Origin of the sequence: Streptomyces sp. NPDC052225, assembly GCF_040679615.1 — a bacterium.
Lineage (GTDB): Bacteria > Actinomycetota > Actinomycetes > Streptomycetales > Streptomycetaceae > Streptomyces.
Genome location: NZ_JBFAVD010000054.1, coordinates 1 through 16,755, shown reverse-complemented (window position 1 = coordinate 16,755; position 16,755 = coordinate 1). Strand labels below are relative to the sequence as shown.

Here is a 16,755-nt window from a genome sequence, read left to right as displayed (position 1 = left end):
CTCATGCCGAAGATGGCATACGCGTTAACCGGATTTGTGACTGGTGTTCAGAGGTTTGCTCTTCCTTTCTCGCGCGGTCTGCTCCGCAGACACGACGCGCCGCCGCTACGCGGCGGGAAAGAGGAATTGCTCCGCAATTCCGTATTCCGGCTCCGCCGGAATACCCGGCCAACTCCGTTGGCCGGTGCCCGAATTCGCTCCGCGATTCGGGCTGGAACGGAATTCACTCCGTGAATTCCTGGGGCGGGCTGCGGGGTGGGGTCCTGCTGGTTTTCGGCTTTCCTCATCGGGATTTGATGCCCGGTCAGGTCACGTGTTCTGGGGGCCTTGTTGGATCTTCCCCGCTCACCCAGCTGTCCGTCGCTGGGAAGCGGGAGAAGAAGGCGATCACCCAGGGGCAGCGCCGGGCGGAAGGGGACGGGGAAGCCCGCCGTAGCCCGCCGACCGCGTTAACTGCGGTGCGGCGGTTAGGGCAGCGCCTTGATCCACTCCGTGACGACATCGACGTACTGCTGTGCCATCGGCTCGTGCATAGTGTGCGGGGCATCGAGCGGCCTGAAGGCCACGGGCTGGCCGGTGGATTCCATCAGGCGGCGGGCCTGGGCGGCCTGGATGTCCGTCATGGCGCCCATGAGCTGGCCGGTGTCGGGGTCGGTCATGTGGAAGTGGTGCGTGAGCAGCACCGGGGTTTTGACCTGGGCGAGCATCGTGGCGTGGTCGACGCCGGCGTTGGCGGTGTCGTCGGCCCACGCCTGGCCCCATTCGGGGTCGTACTCCTTCAGGTGCTGCACCGGGGTAGCGGATGCGCCGGCTTCGGGGTTGCCGTCGCCCATCATGAAACCGATGCCGGGGTGCAGGAAGGTGGGCAGCTCGCTGGGAGCGGCCTCGACCATCCCGGTCCAGTCACCGATCGACCATTGCGGGCCGAGCCACTTCGCCCACAGGGCGAAGATCGGCCCGAGGGTCTGCATCATGCCGGGCCCGTAGGGCGGAGTGGCCTGGGAGGAGAACAGCGGCGGGTCCTCCAGGATCGCGCCGCGGACCAAGCCGGGCTTCCCGTACGCGGCAACGTAGGCGGCGATGATGCCACCGGAAGAGTTCCCCGCCACAATCGCGGGGCGCTGGACCACCAAGTCGATGAACCGCTCCACGTCCGCGCCCCAGGTGCCCAGGTTGTAGCGCCCCGGCGTCCAGGTGGAGCGGCCCTGCCCGCGCAGGTCAATCGCGAATACCTGGAACTCGGAGCTGAGCAGCCCAATCGCGTCCTCGTAGCCCCACCAGGACTCGCCCTGCGCGGGAACGAGCAGCAGCGCCGGGGAACTCGGGTCGCCTTCGACGACGTAGTTCATGCGGATCTCGCCCAGGTCCACCAGCTGCTCGGTGAACCGGTGCGCAACGAAGGTATCGGCGCGTTCGGCGCCCTCTGAGATGCCCATGGTCGTACTCCTCGCATGTGCGGCAGGCAGCCCAGGGGTAGCGGCTGCCTGCGTCATCCTTGCTGCGAGCCACCAGATCGGCGACCCAGAGCGACCGTAGGGGCCATCTAGGACAGATATGGTCCTCAACCCGCATGCAGACCATTGCGACCTCGCAGCTTGTTCGAATGACGAATCCCAGCGGATGCTGTCGGAACTGGTGAACATCTGCTGTCGGAACTCATGAACAGAATCACGTAGGCCTACCCGTCGGTGACCGCACCGCTTGTCCTTTGTCATCCAATCGAGGCGTTTGACAGCGAACCCAGTCGTTTCGGCATGCCCCGGACTTCTTCGTGCGTCTGGACCGCCACGACCGCCTGGTCAGAGACCACAGCATCCGCCACTGCATCGACTACACGCGACCCCGGACCGGACCGCGTCAGCAAGGGCGGGCTCGTTGGCATCCGGTCCGGTCGGCTTAGTTCAGCTCGCCGAGCGCCGTGACGATCCGATCTCTCGGCATGACGGTCGTTATAGGCGGGGAGTACGCTGGAACCCGTCTATAACGACTGTCATAGGAGGATGTCGTGACGATCATTACGGTGAACACCGCCAAGGGCCGCCTGGACCTGGAGCAGCGCCGCACACTGGCCGGGACACTGACGGACGCGGTGCTCGTGCCGGAGGTCGGGCAGTTCGCGCCGCCCGCGCGGGTCGGGTTCCAGGTGCACTTCGTCGAGCGTGAGCGGGACATGATGGCGATTGGCGGGCGGCTCCTGGCCGATGCCGGGCCGGAGGCCGATGCCATGGTGATCGACGTGGCGGTGATGGATGGCGACTGGCGACAGGAGGTGCGCGCCGAGGTCATCGAACGTCTCCTGGCCGCGATGGCCGACGCCTGCGGGCTGGCCGAGCCGTCCCCGGCCTGGTGGGTCAACTTCCGTGTCATCGACGAGGGCAGCTGGGGATCGCGCGGCGGCGTGCTGTCCGTCCTCCCTCTCCTCGACACCGGCGTGTTCACCGAGGAGAAGGCCAAGGCCATCCGCGCCCTCCTCGGCGCCTGACCGGCTCACGCCCAAGTCCCCGACCGGCAGAAGGGCGGCGGGGGCTTGAGCCGGTTCGATCACCGGCCATCGCAGGCCGATCCGCCCTTTACGCCATCCCCTGCTCAGCTCTTGGCAGTCGTCGCGATGAGGGCCTGCAATTGTTCGGCCGTGCGGTCGAGCGGCCGGGTGCTGCGCTGGGCACGGCACATGGCCACCGTTCCCTCGACGGCCGCGACGATGAGCGTTGCGAGTTGCGCGGCCTGTTCCACCTCGGCGCCGTGCGCCCGGAGCGAGTCGGCGAGCAGGCCCTCCCACTGCTCGAAGACCTCGGCCGCAGCCGCCAGCGCGGGCGGGACCTCATCGGCCGGCGGCTCCTCGATGGCCACGGCCAAGACGGGGCAGCCCGCGTGGAAGTCGCTCTCCACGACGATCTTCCGCCACAGGGCGAGGAAGGCCCGCAGCCCTTCGGCCGGACCCGCTTCCAGTTCCTTGCGCAGGCTGTGCGCGACCCACTCGCCCGTGTAGCGCACGGCCTCGGTGGCCAACTGCTGCTTGCCCTCGGGGAAGTAGTGGTACGTCGAGCCGAGCGGCGCCTCGGCGTGCTTGGCCATCTCCCGGATGCTCGTCGCGCTCAGCCCGCGCCGGCTGATCATGTCGGCCGCCCCGGCCACGATCCGCTCACGCGACGGCGTACTGCTCCTTGGCATCTGCGCATTTCCCCTCTGGCTATAACGGTCGTCATAGTCTACCGTCATCGGCGTCTATAACGAGCGTCATAGGAGGCGCCATGCCCATGATCCGGTTGACCGTCCCGACGGGTGCCCTCGGAGAGGAGGGCCGCGCCACCGTGCGGCGCGACCTCGCCGCCGTCCTGCTGCGCTGGGAAGGGGCACCCGACACGGCCTTCTTCCGCGCCCAGGCGTGGAGCTACCTCGTCGAGCTGCCCGAGGGCGCCCAGAGCACCGCGGAGGACGACGCGCCGCGCTTCCTCGTGGAGGTCACCGTCCCGCACGGCGCCCTGTCCGAGCGGCGCAAGGCCGGGCTCGTCGAGGACGCGACGAAGACCGTCCTGGCCGCCGCCGGTCTCGGCCCGGACGACGCCCTGCGGGTATGGGTCCTCGTCCACGAACAGCCCGACGGCACCTGGGGCGCGGGCGGCTCCGTGATCCGCTACGCCGACCTCGTGGCGATGGCCAAGGAGCAGCGCACCGATGCGTGAACTGACCTACGTCGCCCGGCATACCGCCGAGTGGCGCGACGTACCCACCCCGAAGCTCCAGTCGGACGGCCAGGCGATCGTCGCGCCGATCGCCGCGACCTCCTGCGACGTCGACTCCGCGATCCTGGCCGGGCACGGCTTCATCGACCCGCCCTTCGCGCTGGGCCACGAGTGCGTCGCCCGGGTCGTCGAGGCCGGCGACACGGTGACCACGGTCGCTCCCGGCGATCTGGTCGTCGTGCCCTGGTCCATCAACTGCGGCACCTGCGACCACTGCCGCACCGGACTGACCGCGCACTGCACCGCCGTCCCACACATGGCCATGTACGGAGCGCCGATCGGCGGGAGTTGGGGTGGGCTCTTCTCCGACCTGGTTCGGGTCCCCTTCGCGGACGCCATGCTCGTCCCCCTGCCCGCCGGACTCGACCCGGTCGCCATGGCGTCGGCCAGCGACAACTGGTCCCTGTCCTGGCGCCTGGTCGCCCCACATCTCAAGGTCCGCCCCGGAGCGCGCATCCTGGTCGTCGCCCGCGGCAGCATCGGCCTGTACGTGTGCGACATCGCCCGCGCGCTCGGCGCCTCGGACGTCCTCTACGTCGACCCCGACCCCGAGCACCGCCGTATCGCCGAGAGCTTCGGCGCCCGTACCGCCGAGGCGATCGAACCCGTCCAGCACGGCTTCGACATCGCCGTCGAGGCCACCGGTCGCGTCGACCAGCTAGCCCTCGCCGTCAACTCCCTTGCCCCGGAGGGCATCTGCGAGTCCGCGGGCAACCACTTCCGGCCCGGCGAACTACCGCTGCTCGACATGTACCTCACCGGCGTCACCTTGCGGATCGCCCGCGACAACGTACGCGCCCACCTTCCCGAGGCCCTCGCCCTCGCCGCCGGCGGGAAAGTCGCGCCCGAGCGCGTCGTCTCCCACGTCCTGGACTGGGAGCAACTCCCCGAAGCTCTGCCCGAGAAACACCTCAAACCCGTCTTTGTCCGGGACCCCGCCCCGGCCCCGGTCGCACGCTGACGACCGCATCACCGACTACACGACCACCTACGCACCACAGAGACAGTTGATGAACGCGCCACGAACCACGACGAGCTCCCCGCCTCGAAGTCCCGCACCCGAGGACCTGCAACACCAACGCGAAGCCATCGCCGCGCTCGGCCACGAGTTGCGTCTGCTCGTCGACGCCACCGTCTGCACCACGGCCGCCGTAGAGACCCTGCACCGCCCGGCCGACGACGTCCGCGCTCTGACGGGGCAGCTCACCGGCCGCCGCCGTCAACCAACGGACATCCCCGCCGTGGACGAATTCCCAGGCGGAGTACGCATGTACAGCCCCGTCACCGGTGCCGGCAGCCCGCTCGCACCGCCGATGCGGGTGACTCCGGTCGACGGCGGCGCCGAAGGCCGGTGTGTCCTGGGCATCGCACACGAGGGACCGCCTGGCTACGGCCACGGCGGCGTCAGCGCGATGCTCCTCGACGAACTGATGGGCTGGGCATGTGCCGCCGCCGGCCACCCGGGCATGACCATCTCGCTCCGGATGCGCTACCAGGGCCCCGTACCCCTGGAGACGCCCTTGCTGGCGAGCGCTCATGTCACGGGAACCGACGGCCGGAAGATCTACGTGACGGGCTCGATCACCACGGAAGAGACCCCGTCCACCGCCCTGGTTGCAGCGGACGGCATCTTCGTCACGCCGACCCCAGAGCTTGCCCGCGCCCTCTTCCCGTCCCTCAACCACACGACGTGAATTGAACGCGGTGCCGTGCAGCTCGCAGTCGAACATCACCGGGTCCTCGCGCATGGGCGCGAGGTTGGCGTAGACCGCCTCCCAAAGGTCCTGCGAGTAGGGGTAGATGTGAACCGGCTCAGCTGCTGACATTCCCCCCTCGGCGACGTCGATGTACGGAAACTGGTGTCGTGCGGCAAGGACGCGCGGGTCGTCCCACGGATCGAAGGCAACGGCCGGGTTGATCCAGAGGCGGATACGCCCGTCGACCTTCCCCTCCAGAAGCGGCTCCACGAGCACGAGACGGCATAACCATCCGCCCACGACGTAGACGACGCTCAGGAATCTGCACCACCACGACGAGCTGGTCCCCCGCCCGTGACACGCCGTACAGCCCGGTGACAACACCACTCAGATTCGCACCTGTGCCTGAGCTCCGGAGTACGGGCCCTCAGGCGCTGAATCCCACATTTGTCACGTACTCGTACTCGCCCCACTGTGAACCGAGGTCCACGACCGCGTCGTCGATCCAGGCCTCGTCCAAGGCGCGGGTGTCCCCCGCGGCCCAGGCCGTCACGATGCGGTCCCAGCGGCGGACGTTCAGCGTGCGGTAGTCGATGACGCGCTGGCGGGGGCGAGGGACCTGGGACTGGTTGAGGGGATGGAACTCGACTCGGGTGCCGCGGCCCTCGCGGTTGAGGCGGGCCAGCAGATGGCGGGCCACGTTCTTGCGGCGTACCGTGCGGTAGGCCTCCTCGATCCGTTCCAGATTCCGCTTTGACGGCTTTTGCCTGCCGTCCAGCCATGCTTTCAGGGTGCGGTCCGTGACCGTCAGCCCTGCCTCTCGCGCGGCCTGCCTCGCGTGGTCGGTGCGGGTCAGGTAGTGCAGGCGGGCCATCAGGCCTCGGCGCTGTGTGACCGGTGTCGTGATGAAGCTTGCCAGGCGGTCCAGCTGGCGGGCCGCAGCCTCGAAGCTCTTGATGCCCTGGGCACCGAACTTGCCGAAGTCCTTGTTTCTCTCTAGCACTTGGCCGCCCTTTCGCACCATGGTCTTGTGAACGTCACCGAACAGCTAACGTTCCAGCGGCGTGGAAGCGACGGGGTGGCAGCGCGGTGGTCCTGACGCCCCGACGCCAGCGTGAACAGCGGCGCGGACATGGCTGCCGCCAGGCCGGGGTCGGTGGCCGTGGGCCCGGCCAGGCCCAGGGGGGCTGTAGGTCTGCTGGGGGGTGTTGATCAGTCCGGAGGCGGTGGTTGGTCGCCGCGGGTGCGTTGCCGGCGTTGCGGGAGTCCGCTCCGGTCAAGGTAACTGACTGGTCGTCACTTTCCTTGTATGCGGTGTTGGTTGGAGCTTTAAGGGGGTGCAGGGCTCGTGTCAGGGGGCCTCGATCAGGTGGCGTAGCAGTGCTTCGGCTGCTCCGCCTTCCGCGCAGGAGACGCCGGCCAGCCATTCACGTAGTTCGGTGCCGTTGAGGAGTGACCGTAGACGCTCTGTGGGGATTTCCGGTGTGGTCGCGGCTGTGGCGGGGTGGGGGTCGTGAGTGTCTGGCTGAGGCTCGGTTTCCTGGGTGGTTTTCCTGGTGTCGGCGGTCATGTGTCAGACCGATCGTTGCTCTTGTATTGGGTGCGCGTGGCGATTTGGTTCATCCTGTGGAGGAGTTCTGACTGCCGCAGGGTGTCGCCTGTGTCGGGTGGGGTTGCGGTGTGCACTGCGGCGGCGAAGGCCTTTGCGGTGGCTGTCACCTGGTCGTGTGGTTCCAGGCGGATGTGCTCGGTCTTTGCGCCGCGGTGGAGGGTGATGACGGGGATGTCGTCGGCGGGCGGGGTGAATGCCCGGTCGACGGTCAGGCTGCCTTCGCTGCCTTGTAGTTCGTAGGTTGAGCGGTAGGTGTGTTCCATGCCGAAGGTGATGTGGGCCGTGATGCCGGCGGGTGTGCGCAGTAGTGCGGCGCCGGAGGTTTCGACCTGTCGTCCGGCTCCCTGGATGAGGCAGGCGCCGATGATGTCGAGTTCGGGGCCGAGTATGTGGAGCGCTGCCCGCAGGGGGTAGATTCCGACGTCCATCAGGGCTCCGCCGCCGAGTTGTGGGCTGTACCTGATGTCGGTGTCTGCGAGTGGCGGGATGGTGAATGCCGCGTGGAATGAACGCAGTTCGCCGAGTGCGCCGTCTGTGATCAGGTGTCGTACGGCTTGGTGGCGGGGGTGGTGAACGAACATGACGTTTTCCATGAGTACCAGGTCGCGGGCGGCGGCGAGGTGGAACAGGTCGCGGGTGCGGGGGTGGTGGGCGGATATGGGCTTCTCGGCCAGGACGTGTTTGCCGGCGCGGAGTGCTGCTTCGACCCACGGGGGGCGCAGGGCTGCGGGCAGTGGCACGTAGATGGCGTGGATGTCGTCGAGTTCGAGGAGTTCTGCGTAGCCGTGGATGGCGCGGCAGTGGAAGCGTTCGGCGACTTGTTGTGCCTTGTGCGGGTCGCGGCTGGCTACTGCTGCGAGTTCGATGCCGGGGGTGGCTGTGAAGGCAGGAAGCATCCGGCGTACTGCGATGTTCGCGCATCCGAGCACTCCCACGCGTAGTGGGGTGGTCATTGGCGTGGGGTCTTGGTCGCGTTGAGGCAGGCGAGCATGGTGCGGGCTTGGACGTTGAGGTAGTGGCTGTGCTGGGCCAGGGAGGTGAGTTGTGCGTGGGAGGCCCAGGTGTAGCCGTGTGGTGGGTCCAGGAGGGTGTCTGTTTCGACGATGAGGCAGCGGCTTTCGGCGTTGAGGAAGCGGCCTCCTTCTTCGGCGTGGATGGCGTCGTAGCGGATGTGTTTGTCGGTGGCGTGGAGTATCGATTCCGCGAATGGGGGGTGCTCGTTGTCGTGCAGGTGGGCGTAGTTGTGGGGGGTGTACTGGACGGTGGGTGCCAGTTCGATGGTGTCGACGAGGCCGGGTTCGACGCGGGCTTGGACCAGTACGTGCGGGGTGCCTTCGATCTCGTGGGTGAGGAGGGCGAGGATGCCGGGGCCGGCTGGTTCGAAGAGGGGTTGGGTCCAGCCGGTCACTTCGCGGTTCTCGGCGTGTGCGGATACTGCGACGACGTTGAAGTAGCGGCCTGTTTCGTGCTCGATCGCGTTGGCGGTGTGTTTCCAGCCGGGGAGGCGGTTGAGGGGGGCTTGTTCGGTGCGTACGCAGCGCCGGGTTCGTTCTCCGGTGATCCATGAGAGGAGTTCGGTGTCGGAGTGCAGGGCGTCGTGTGAGGTGTGCTGGGTGGGGAGGCAGGAGAGGACTGTGCGTGAGTCCATGTTGATGACGTTGTCGCGGTGGAGCAGTTCGTTGATCTGGCCGAGGGTCAGCCAGCAGAAGTCGTCCATCAGGGGTACGTCGCCGGTGGCTTCGACGACCATGTTGCGGTTGGTTTTCCGGAAGAACCATGAACCGTGTTCGGATTGGCGGACGTCCACGATGGTCTGGCCGCGGTGGGGGCCGAGGAAGTAGTCGATGTACTTGACGTCTGCGCCCTGGTGGGCCTTGGTGTAGTTGCTGCGGGTTGCCTGGACGGTGGGTGAGAGCTGGAGCAGGTTGGGGTTGCCTGGTTCCATTTTTGCCTGCATCAGGAAGTGCAGTACTCCGTCGAATTCTTTGACGAGGAGGCCGAGGATGCCGACCTCGTGCTGGCGCATGATGGGCTGGTACCAGTCGCTGTGCGGGCCGTCGCCGTAGGGTTGGCCGTCTTCTGTGAAGTGGAGTCCTTCGACGGTGAAGAAGCGGCCGCTTTGGTGTACCAGGTTCCCTGTGTGTTCCTGGAAGGACCAGCCGTTCATTTCTGCGAACGGTATGCGGTCCACGCGGAACGTGTTGGCTTTGCGTCGTTGGGCCAGCCAGCTGTCGAAGTGTTCGGTGGGTAGTTGGACTCCGTGTGTGGTGGCGGCTGATGTGGCGATGCGTGCCGGTGGGGTCTGGGCTTCGCGCTTTTGGAGAACGTGGGTCGGCATCGGTGTGGCTCCCCGTGGTTTGTGGTGGTGTGGATGCGGCGGGTTCTCAGCTGCGTTGGGCGACGAACTCCTTGATGGTGGCGACTACGTAGTCGAGCATTTCGTCGGTGAGTCCTGGGTAGACGCCGATCCAGAAGGTGTGTTCGGTGATGATGTCGCTGTTGGTGAGGTCGCCGACGATGCGGTGGGGGCGGCCGATGTAGGCCGGCTGGCGGGTGAGGTTGCCGGAGAACAGCCGGCGGGTTCCGATGTTGCGCTCTTCCAGGTGTGCGACGAGTTCGGCGCGTGTGTAGCGGGCCTTGGGGTCGACGGTGATGACGAAGCCGAACCAGCTGGGTTGGGATCGGGGGGTCGGTTCGGGGAGCAGGAGGCCGGGGAGGCCGTCCAGGCCTTCGCGCAGGCGGCGCCAGTTGTGGCGTCGGGCTTCGATGAAGGTGTCGAGTTTGGTGAGTTGTGTGAGGCCGAGTGCGGCCTGGATGTCGGTTGCTTTCAGGTTGTAGCCGACGTGGGAGAAAATGTATTTGTGGTCGTATCCGGGGGGCAGGTTGCCCATGTGGTAATCGAACCGTTTGAAGCAGGTGTTGTTCTTGCCGGGTTCGCACCAGCAGTCTCGTCCCCAGTCGCGCAGGGATTCCACGACGCGTGCCAGGCGGAGGTTGTCGGTGAGGACGCAGCCGCCTTCGCCCATGGTGAGGTGATGTGCGGGGTAGAAGCTGACGGTGCTGAGGTCGCCGAAGGTGCCGGTGATGCGGCCGTCGTAGAGGGTGCCGACGGCGTCGCAGTTGTCTTCGATGAAGAAGAGGTCGTGGTCTTTGGCGAGTTGGGCCACTTCGGCTGCTTCGAAGGGGTTGCCGAGTGCGTGGGCGATGATGATGGCCCGGGTTTTGGGGCCGATGGCCTGTGCCACCCGGTCGGCGGTGGTGTTGTATGTGGGCAGGTCCACGTCCACGAAGACGGGGATGAGTCCGTTTTGCAGGATCGGGTTGACGGTGGTGGGGAACCCTGCTGCGACGGTGATCACCTCGTCCCCTGGTTTGAGGCGGCTGTCGCCGAGCGTCTCTGAGGTCAGTGCGGACAGGGCGAGGAGGTTTGCTGAGGAACCTGAGTTCGTCAGGTGGGCCTTGCGTCGCTTGAGGAGTTTGGCGAAGTTGGACTCGAACTTCTTGGAGCTGGGTCCGGCAGCGATGCGCAGGGTGAGTGCGGCTTCGACGAGGGCGACCCGGTCTTCTTCGTCCAGAACCGCGCCGGACGGCCAGATCTCCGTCACTCCGGGTTTGAACGCTTCGTGTGATGCGGTGGCCCGGTGGTAGCTGCGGACCGCATCCAGCACGATGTCCTTGTTGTCGGTCATCGTCGTTCCCTTCTGTTGGCCGGCGCTGTGGTCGGGGAGGGTTCTGTAGCGGGGTGTTGTGGGTGCGCCGGGGCATTCGTCAGGAGGCGCAGCGTTGGTGGGCGTTGCTGCGCCTCCTGTCTGTGGGGCTCGGGGTTCGGCGGCTTTGTTGTTTTCAGCCGGTTGTGCTTTCGGGGTGGTATTTGGCGGTCTTCCACCAGCCCGGGTTGTCGCGGTACCACTGCACCGTGGCGGCGAGGCCCTCTTCGAAGCTGGTCAGGGGGGTGTAGCCGAGTTCTTCACGGATCTTGGTGTCGTCGATGGCGTATCGCAGGTCGTGTGCTTCGCGGTCGGCGACGTGGCGGATCATGTCCTGTCCGAGGCCGGTCAGTTCGAGGAGGTGTTCGGTGATGGCGCGGTTGGTCCGGTCGTTGCCGCCGCCGATGTTGTAGATCTCGCCGGGCCGGCCGTTGTCGAGGACGAGTTGGATGCCGCGGCAGTGGTCGTCCACGTGGAGCCATTCGCGGATGTTGCGTCCGTCGCCGTACAGGGGTACTTGGTTTCCTTCGAGCAGGTTGGTGACGAACAGCGGGATGAGTTTTTCGGGGTGCTGGTAGGGCCCGTAGTTGTTCGAGCAGCGTGTGATGGAGAGGTTCACGCGGTGGGTGGTCCAGTAGGTGCGGGCGACCAGGTCGGAGCATGCTTTGGAGGCTGCGTAGGGGCTGTTGGGCAGCAGGGGGCTGTCTTCGGTCCAGGAGCCTTCTTCCACTGATCCGTACACTTCGTCGGTGGAGACGTGGACCATCCGCTGGACCTTGCTGTTGAGCACGGCGTGGAGGAGTGTCTGGGTGCCCAGGACGTTGGTGCGGTAGAACTGGCCGGCGTCGGCCAGTGAGCGGTCCACGTGGGATTCCGCGGCGAAGTGCACTACGGCGTCGTGTCCGGGCAGCAGTTCGTGGAGCAGTGCTGCGTCGCAGATGTCGCCCTGGACGAATTGCAGGCGTGGGTGTGAGGCGGGGAGGTTGCTGCGGTTGCCTGCGTAGGTCAGTTTGTCCAGGACGGTGACGTGGGCGTTCTCCCAGCGGGTGTAGGTGTTCGCGAGGAGGTTGCGGACGAAGTTGGAGCCTATGAAACCGGCGCCGCCGGTGACCAGGATCTTCATGCCGCGACTTCCACTTGGGTGTGGTCTCCGACGACCAGGCGGTAGCGGTCGGTGCTCTGTGTGGTGGTGCCGACGGAGGCGGAGCGGCCGACGAGGGAGCTGTGCAGGCCTTGTACGCCGGTGACGGATGCTCCTTCGAGGACGATGGAGCGTTCGAGGCGGCTGTTGGTGACAGCGCAGTCGCGTCCTACGGAGGTGTGCAGGCCGATGTGGCTGTCTTCCACGACGGTGCCTGCGCCGATGATCGCGGGTCCCTCGATGCGGGAGCGGACGATGCGTGCTCCCTTTTCTACGACGACTGGTCCCACGAGCACGCTGGTGGCGTCGACCGTGCCGTGTACGCCGGGGTGGAGGCCGTCCAGGATGCGGGCGTTGCATGCCAGGACGTCTGCGACCTTGCCGGTGTCTTTCCAGTAGCCCTGGTAGTCGCTTGCGCGTACGTCCGCGCCGTTGGTGACGAGCCACTGGATGGCGTCGGTGATCTCCAGTTCGCCGCGGGCGCTGGGGGTGATGGCCGCGATCGCCTCGTGGATGGCGGCGGTGAAGAAATACACTCCGATCAGGGCCAGGTCGCTGCGTGGCTGCTTCGGCTTCTCCACCAGGCGCAGTACTTCGCCGTCGGGGCCGAGTTCGGCCACGCCGAAGGCGCACGGGTCTTCGACCTTGCAGACCACGATGTGGGCTGCGGGGCGGCGGGCGGTGAATTCCTCGGCGATGTCGGAGATTCCGTCGGGGAGCATGTTGTCGCCCAGGTACATCACGAAGTCGTCGTCGGCGAGGAAGTCCTGGGCTATGGCGACGGTGTGGGCGAGGCCGAGCGGGTTCTCCTGGCGGATGTAGGTGAGTTGGGCTCCGAACTGTGATCCGTCTCCGAGGGCCCGCTGGATCTCGTTGTCGCGGTCGTTGATGATGATGCCGATCTCGTTCACGCCCAGGTCCAGGATGTTGCGTACGACGTATTCGAGGACCGGTGTGTTCGCGATGGGGATGAGCTGCTTGGGCATCGAGTAGCTGAAAGGCCGTAGGCGGGTGCCCGATCCGCCGGCCAACACCAGAGCTTTCATCGTGTTCCTCTCGCTTCCTGTGTGCTGCTTTTCAGCAGCGATGCTCCCTGGTCAGCCTCTCCACTGTCGGGACGACGTCTTTGGGGGCCGGGGCGGCCAGCATGTCCTCGTACAGGTCGCGGGCTCCGGCCTGGAATGACGGTTCGGTTATCAGGCGGACGAGGTCTTTTCGCATGCTGTCGACGTCGATGGCCGCGGGGTCGACGATCAGTCCTGCGCCGCGGGCGCTGATGTAGCGGGCTATGACCTTCTCGTCCCACATCGGGATCGGCACCATCAGCTGCGGTACCTGGTAGGCGACGCAGGCGCCGGAGGTGCCTCCGCCGCCGTGGTGGATGACTGCCGAGCTGGTCGGCAGCAGCTGGTTGAGCGGCACGTAGCCGATGGCGCGGACATTGTCCGGGAGCGTGCCTGCGGTGGAGAGCTGGTCGTTGTTCAGGGTGGCGACCATTTCCAGGTCCAGGTCGGACACGGAGTCGAAGAACTCCCGCAGCGGGAAGCCGCCTTGGGGGCCGTTGAGGAGCCGGCGGGTCTGGCCGAGTGTGAAGACCGCCCGGGGCCGCTCGGGCCGGGTGTGCAGCCACTGCGGGAAGGTGCTGCCGCCGTTGTACGGGATCCATCGGACGGGGACGTACCTCAGGTCCAGCGGGTACTGCATGCGTGCCGCGGTCAGGTCCAGGGTCCACTGGCCGAGCAGTGTTTCTTCGGTGAAGTCGAGTCCGTAGCGCTCCAGTACCGGGCCCAGCCACGGCATCCAGGGGTCCTCTGTCAGGCCGGAGGAGGGGTCGGCCAGTTCCTGCAGTGTCTTGGTGCGGACCAGTCCGACGTTGTCCATGCCGAACAGGAGGCGGGCGTGGGCGGCGCCGCAGGCGCGCGCGGCCACGGCGCCTGTGGGGGCCAAGGGGTCCCACAGGACCAGGTCCGGGCGCCAGTTGCGGGCGAATTCCACCAGGGTGTCCAGGACCGGGCGGTGGTCGCTGCCGGCCTGTGGGGGCGGGTAGTGCGCGCCGAGGAGGTCGATCAGCATGTCCCGGCAGGTGCGCCAGGCGTTCTCGTCGTCCGGGTCGATCTCGGCGGTGCGTCGGTCGGGGCGGTTCGCGGCGGCGAGGTGGGGGGCCAGGGAGGCGGCGATTTCCTCCTTGCCGCCCAGCGGTACCGCGGTGAGGCCGGCCGAGGCGATGTTCGTGAACAACTTCGGGTCGAGCCCGGCCTCGGTGGTGGCCATCACGACTTCGTGACCGGCGCTCTGGAGTGCCCATGCCAGTGGGACGACTGGAAATACGTGTGACGATGCCGGAAAGACGTTGAAGAGAATGCGCACCGCTGACCTTCCTCAAAGTTGTCCGTACGATGCTGGCGACTGACGTTCGCCAGCAGCGTGCAGCCCGGTTCTAAAGGTCCACTTGCGGCTGTGGGTCCGGGGTGAGGGTGATTGCGGTCGCGGCGCGGGGATCGGGCCGGCGTGACCGGCTGTGCGGCGTGGGCGGGCGCCGTCCGCGTGTTCTGCCGTGCTGGTGCGCTGTGCGGGGCGGCCGTGGCGGCTGGTGCGGCCGTGGGGTCAGCGGATGCTTTGGCCAGTCACAAGTCCTTCCTCCTAGCGTGCGGTTCAGTCGGCTTCGCTGCGCGTTCGCCGTCCGCGACGTCTAGAGAGGGGGCGGCCGGTGGCCGTTCTGGCACTGGAAAGCAAAGAGAAAGACGGAGAGGCACCCAGGAAGACGGTGCGGCGTCTGGACCGGGTGGTCATCCGGTTTGCGGGGGACTCCGGTGACGGCATGCAGCTCACGGGAGATCGCTTCACGTCGCAGACGGCATCGTTCGGGAACGATCTGTCGACGCTGCCGAACTTTCCCGCCGAAATCCGGGCGCCGGCAGGGACGCTTCCGGGTGTGTCGTCGTTTCAGCTGCACTTCGCCGACCACGACATTCTCACTCCCGGTGACACACCGGATGTATTGGTGGCCATGAATCCGGCCGCGTTGCGGGCGAACATCGGCGATGTCCCGCGGGGCGCGGAGGTGATCGTCAACACGGACGAGTTCTCGCCGCGGGCGCTGGCGAAGGCCGGCTATGCCTCCAGCCCGTTGGAGGACGGTTCGCTGGACGGGTACAGCGTGCACAAGGTGCCGCTGACCTCGCTGACCCTGGAGGCGCTGAAGGAGTCCGGCCTTTCGCGCAAGGAGGCCGAGCGCAGCAAGAACATGTTCGCGCTCGGGTTGCTGTCCTGGATGTATCACCGGCCCACCGGCGGTACCGAGGCGTTCTTGAAGCAGAAGTTCGCCAAGCAGCCCATGGTCATGGCAGCGAACCTGACGGCGTTCCGCACCGGCTGGAACTTCGGTGAGACGACGGAGGATTTCGCGGTCTCCTACGAGGTGGCTCCGGCCGGTGCGGGTGCTTTCCCGGCCGGGACCTACCGGAACATCTCCGGGAACCTGGCCCTCTCGTACGGGCTGGTCGCCGCCTCCAAGCAGGCGGGGCTGCCGCTGTTCCTGGGCTCGTACCCGATCACGCCGGCCTCGGACATCCTGCACGAGCTGTCCAAGCACAAGAACTTCGGCGTACGGACCTTCCAGGCGGAGGACGAGATCGCCGGGATCGGCGCGGCGCTCGGCGCGGCGTTCGGCGGGTCGCTGGCCGTCACCACCACCTCCGGGCCCGGTGTGGCGCTGAAGTCCGAGACGATCGGCCTCGCGGTCTCCCTGGAGCTGCCGCTGCTGGTCGTCGACATCCAGCGCGGCGGCCCGTCCACCGGCCTGCCGACCAAGACCGAGCAGGCCGACCTGTTGCAGGCGATGTACGGGCGCAACGGCGAGGCCCCGGTGCCCATCGTCGCGGCCGCCACTCCCTCGGACTGCTTCGGCGCGGCGATGGAGGCCGCCCGTATCGCGCTGGCCTACCGCACGCCGGTGTTCCTGCTGAGTGACGGCTATCTCGCCAACGGCTCGGAGCCCTGGCGGATCCCCGAGGTGGGGGGGCTCCCCGATCTGCGGGTGCAGTTCGCCACCGGCCCCAACCACGAACTGGCCGACGGCCGCCGTGTCTTCTGGCCCTACAAGCGCGATCCGCAGACCCTCGCGCGGCCGTGGGCCATCCCGGGCACCCCGGGCCTGGAGCACCGGATCGGCGGCATCGAGAAGCAGGACGGCACGGGCAACATCTCCTACGACCCGGCCAACCACGACTTCATGGTCCGCACCCGCCAGGCCAAGATCGACGGCATCGCCGTCCCGGACGTGGAGGTCGACGACCCGGATGGTGAGGCGAAGCTGCTGGTCCTGGGCTGGGGCTCCACGTACGGGCCGATCACCGCGGCGGTGCGCCGGCTGCGCGGTGCCGGGCGGCAGGTGGCGCAGGCCCACCTGCGTCACCTCAACCCGTTCCCGCGGAATCTGGGGGACGTGCTCACGAGGTACGACAAGGTGGTGATCCCCGAGATGAACCTCGGCCAGCTCGCCACCCTCATCCGTGCCACGTACCTGGTGGACGCCCACAGTTACAACCAGGTCAACGGAATGCCGTTCAAGGCTGAGCAGCTCGCCACGGCTCTCGAGGAGGCCATCGATGGCTGAGACCCGCACGCACCCGGGCACGGGCTCGGGCAGCCTGCTGCAGCTGGTTCCCCCGGCCCAGGGCCGGCAGTCGGTGAAGGACTTCAAAACCGATCAGGAGGTGCGCTGGTGCCCCGGCTGCGGCGATTACGCCGTCCTGGCCGCGGTGCAGGGCTTCATGCCCGAACTCGGCCTGGCGAAGGAGAACATCGTCTTCGTCTCCGGCATCGGCTGCTCGTCCCGCTTCCCGTACTACATGAA

At 67.0% G+C, this 16,755-nt stretch carries 14 protein-coding genes and 1 pseudogene; 6 read left to right on the top strand and 9 right to left on the bottom strand.

Annotated elements, in window-relative coordinates:
• Window positions 1–467 precede the first annotated feature (467 nt).
• Complete coding sequence (locus AB0L37_RS37870) at window positions 468–1,436, bottom strand: alpha/beta fold hydrolase (RefSeq protein ID WP_365516554.1); 969 nt, start codon at window positions 1,434–1,436, stop codon at window positions 468–470.
• A 569-nt stretch (window positions 1,437–2,005) separates the two neighbouring features.
• On the opposite strand from AB0L37_RS37870, the gene AB0L37_RS37865 reads away from it, so the two are divergent.
• Complete coding sequence (locus AB0L37_RS37865) at window positions 2,006–2,482, top strand: tautomerase enzyme (protein WP_365516552.1); 477 nt, start codon at window positions 2,006–2,008, stop codon at window positions 2,480–2,482.
• A 104-nt stretch (window positions 2,483–2,586) separates the two neighbouring features.
• On the opposite strand, the gene AB0L37_RS37860 is transcribed toward AB0L37_RS37865, so the two are convergent.
• Entirely contained in the window at window positions 2,587–3,171 is a 585-nt protein-coding gene (locus tag AB0L37_RS37860) for a TetR/AcrR family transcriptional regulator (RefSeq protein ID WP_365516549.1), read from the bottom strand.
• An 80-nt stretch (window positions 3,172–3,251) separates the two neighbouring features.
• On the opposite strand from AB0L37_RS37860, the gene AB0L37_RS37855 reads away from it, so the two are divergent.
• Genes AB0L37_RS37855 through AB0L37_RS37845 form a run of 3 tightly spaced genes read left to right on the top strand, consistent with a single transcriptional unit; the run spans window position 3,252 to window position 5,437 of the window.
• Window positions 3,252–3,683 (top strand): tautomerase family protein, encoded by a 432-nt coding sequence (locus AB0L37_RS37855; RefSeq protein WP_365516546.1) that lies wholly within the window; start codon window positions 3,252–3,254, stop codon window positions 3,681–3,683.
• The gene (locus AB0L37_RS37850; protein ID WP_365516543.1) at window positions 3,676–4,704 is read left to right on the top strand and encodes an alcohol dehydrogenase catalytic domain-containing protein; all 1,029 of its coding nucleotides are present in this window, start codon (window positions 3,676–3,678) and stop codon (window positions 4,702–4,704) included. The genes AB0L37_RS37855 and AB0L37_RS37850 overlap by 8 nt, the downstream gene beginning before the upstream one ends.
• A 49-nt stretch (window positions 4,705–4,753) precedes the next feature.
• Window positions 4,754–5,437 (top strand): PaaI family thioesterase, encoded by a 684-nt coding sequence (locus AB0L37_RS37845; protein ID WP_365516540.1) that lies wholly within the window; start codon window positions 4,754–4,756, stop codon window positions 5,435–5,437.
• Window positions 5,438–5,867: 430 nt separating this feature from the next.
• Here the strand turns inward: AB0L37_RS37845 and AB0L37_RS37840 are convergent, their stop codons facing one another.
• The 7 genes from AB0L37_RS37840 to AB0L37_RS37810 form a co-directional block, all read right to left on the bottom strand.
• The gene (locus AB0L37_RS37840) at window positions 5,868–6,443 is read right to left on the bottom strand and encodes a transcriptional regulator (protein ID WP_365516537.1); all 576 of its coding nucleotides are present in this window, start codon (window positions 6,441–6,443) and stop codon (window positions 5,868–5,870) included.
• A gap of 563 nt (window positions 6,444–7,006) precedes the next feature.
• Window positions 7,007–7,987: a Gfo/Idh/MocA family oxidoreductase gene (locus tag AB0L37_RS37835; protein WP_365516534.1), complete on the bottom strand. Its 981-nt coding sequence runs from the start codon at window positions 7,985–7,987 to the stop codon at window positions 7,007–7,009.
• Window positions 7,988–8,001: 14 nt separating this feature from the next.
• Window positions 8,002–9,390: an NDP-hexose 2,3-dehydratase family protein gene (locus AB0L37_RS37830; RefSeq protein ID WP_365516531.1), complete on the bottom strand. Its 1,389-nt coding sequence runs from the start codon at window positions 9,388–9,390 to the stop codon at window positions 8,002–8,004.
• Window positions 9,391–9,436: 46 nt separating this feature from the next.
• Window positions 9,437–10,741: a lipopolysaccharide biosynthesis protein RfbH gene (rfbH, locus tag AB0L37_RS37825; protein WP_365516528.1), complete on the bottom strand. Its 1,305-nt coding sequence runs from the start codon at window positions 10,739–10,741 to the stop codon at window positions 9,437–9,439.
• Between the two features lie 154 nt (window positions 10,742–10,895).
• A complete protein-coding gene (gene rfbB / locus AB0L37_RS37820) occupies window positions 10,896–11,882 on the bottom strand; it encodes a dTDP-glucose 4,6-dehydratase (RefSeq protein ID WP_365516525.1) in 987 nt (328 codons plus the stop codon).
• Window positions 11,879–12,946, bottom strand: coding sequence for a glucose-1-phosphate thymidylyltransferase (locus tag AB0L37_RS37815; protein ID WP_365516522.1), 1,068 nt, complete (start codon window positions 12,944–12,946; stop codon window positions 11,879–11,881). Before AB0L37_RS37815 ends, rfbB begins: the two co-directional genes overlap by 4 nt.
• A gap of 31 nt (window positions 12,947–12,977) precedes the next feature.
• On the bottom strand, window positions 12,978–14,267 hold the full coding sequence (locus AB0L37_RS37810) for a nucleotide disphospho-sugar-binding domain-containing protein (RefSeq protein ID WP_365516519.1): 1,290 nt from the start codon (window positions 14,265–14,267) through the stop codon (window positions 12,978–12,980).
• A gap of 340 nt (window positions 14,268–14,607) precedes the next feature.
• On the opposite strand from AB0L37_RS37810, the gene AB0L37_RS37805 reads away from it, so the two are divergent.
• The gene (locus tag AB0L37_RS37805) at window positions 14,608–16,515 is read left to right on the top strand and encodes a 2-oxoacid:acceptor oxidoreductase subunit alpha (protein ID WP_365516516.1); all 1,908 of its coding nucleotides are present in this window, start codon (window positions 14,608–14,610) and stop codon (window positions 16,513–16,515) included.
• Window positions 16,508–16,755 (top strand): annotated as a pseudogene (locus AB0L37_RS37800) (2-oxoacid:ferredoxin oxidoreductase subunit beta); the annotation flags it as partial. The gene AB0L37_RS37805 and the pseudogene AB0L37_RS37800, both read left to right, overlap by 8 nt.

Coding starts and splice junctions, on each gene's coding strand:
- AB0L37_RS37870 (WP_365516554.1), bottom strand. CDS start 1,436: ATGGGCATCTCAGAGGGCGCCGAACGCGCCGATACCTTCGTTGCGCAC.
- AB0L37_RS37860 (WP_365516549.1), bottom strand. CDS start 3,171: ATGCCAAGGAGCAGTACGCCGTCGCGTGAGCGGATCGTGGCCGGGGCG.
- AB0L37_RS37855 (WP_365516546.1), top strand. CDS start 3,252: ATGCCCATGATCCGGTTGACCGTCCCGACGGGTGCCCTCGGAGAGGAG.
- AB0L37_RS37850 (WP_365516543.1), top strand. CDS start 3,676: ATGCGTGAACTGACCTACGTCGCCCGGCATACCGCCGAGTGGCGCGAC.
- AB0L37_RS37845 (WP_365516540.1), top strand. CDS start 4,754: ATGAACGCGCCACGAACCACGACGAGCTCCCCGCCTCGAAGTCCCGCA.
- AB0L37_RS37830 (WP_365516531.1), bottom strand. CDS start 9,390: ATGCCGACCCACGTTCTCCAAAAGCGCGAAGCCCAGACCCCACCGGCA.
- rfbH (WP_365516528.1), bottom strand. CDS start 10,741: ATGACCGACAACAAGGACATCGTGCTGGATGCGGTCCGCAGCTACCAC.
- rfbB (WP_365516525.1), bottom strand. CDS start 11,882: ATGAAGATCCTGGTCACCGGCGGCGCCGGTTTCATAGGCTCCAACTTC.
- AB0L37_RS37815 (WP_365516522.1), bottom strand. CDS start 12,946: ATGAAAGCTCTGGTGTTGGCCGGCGGATCGGGCACCCGCCTACGGCCT.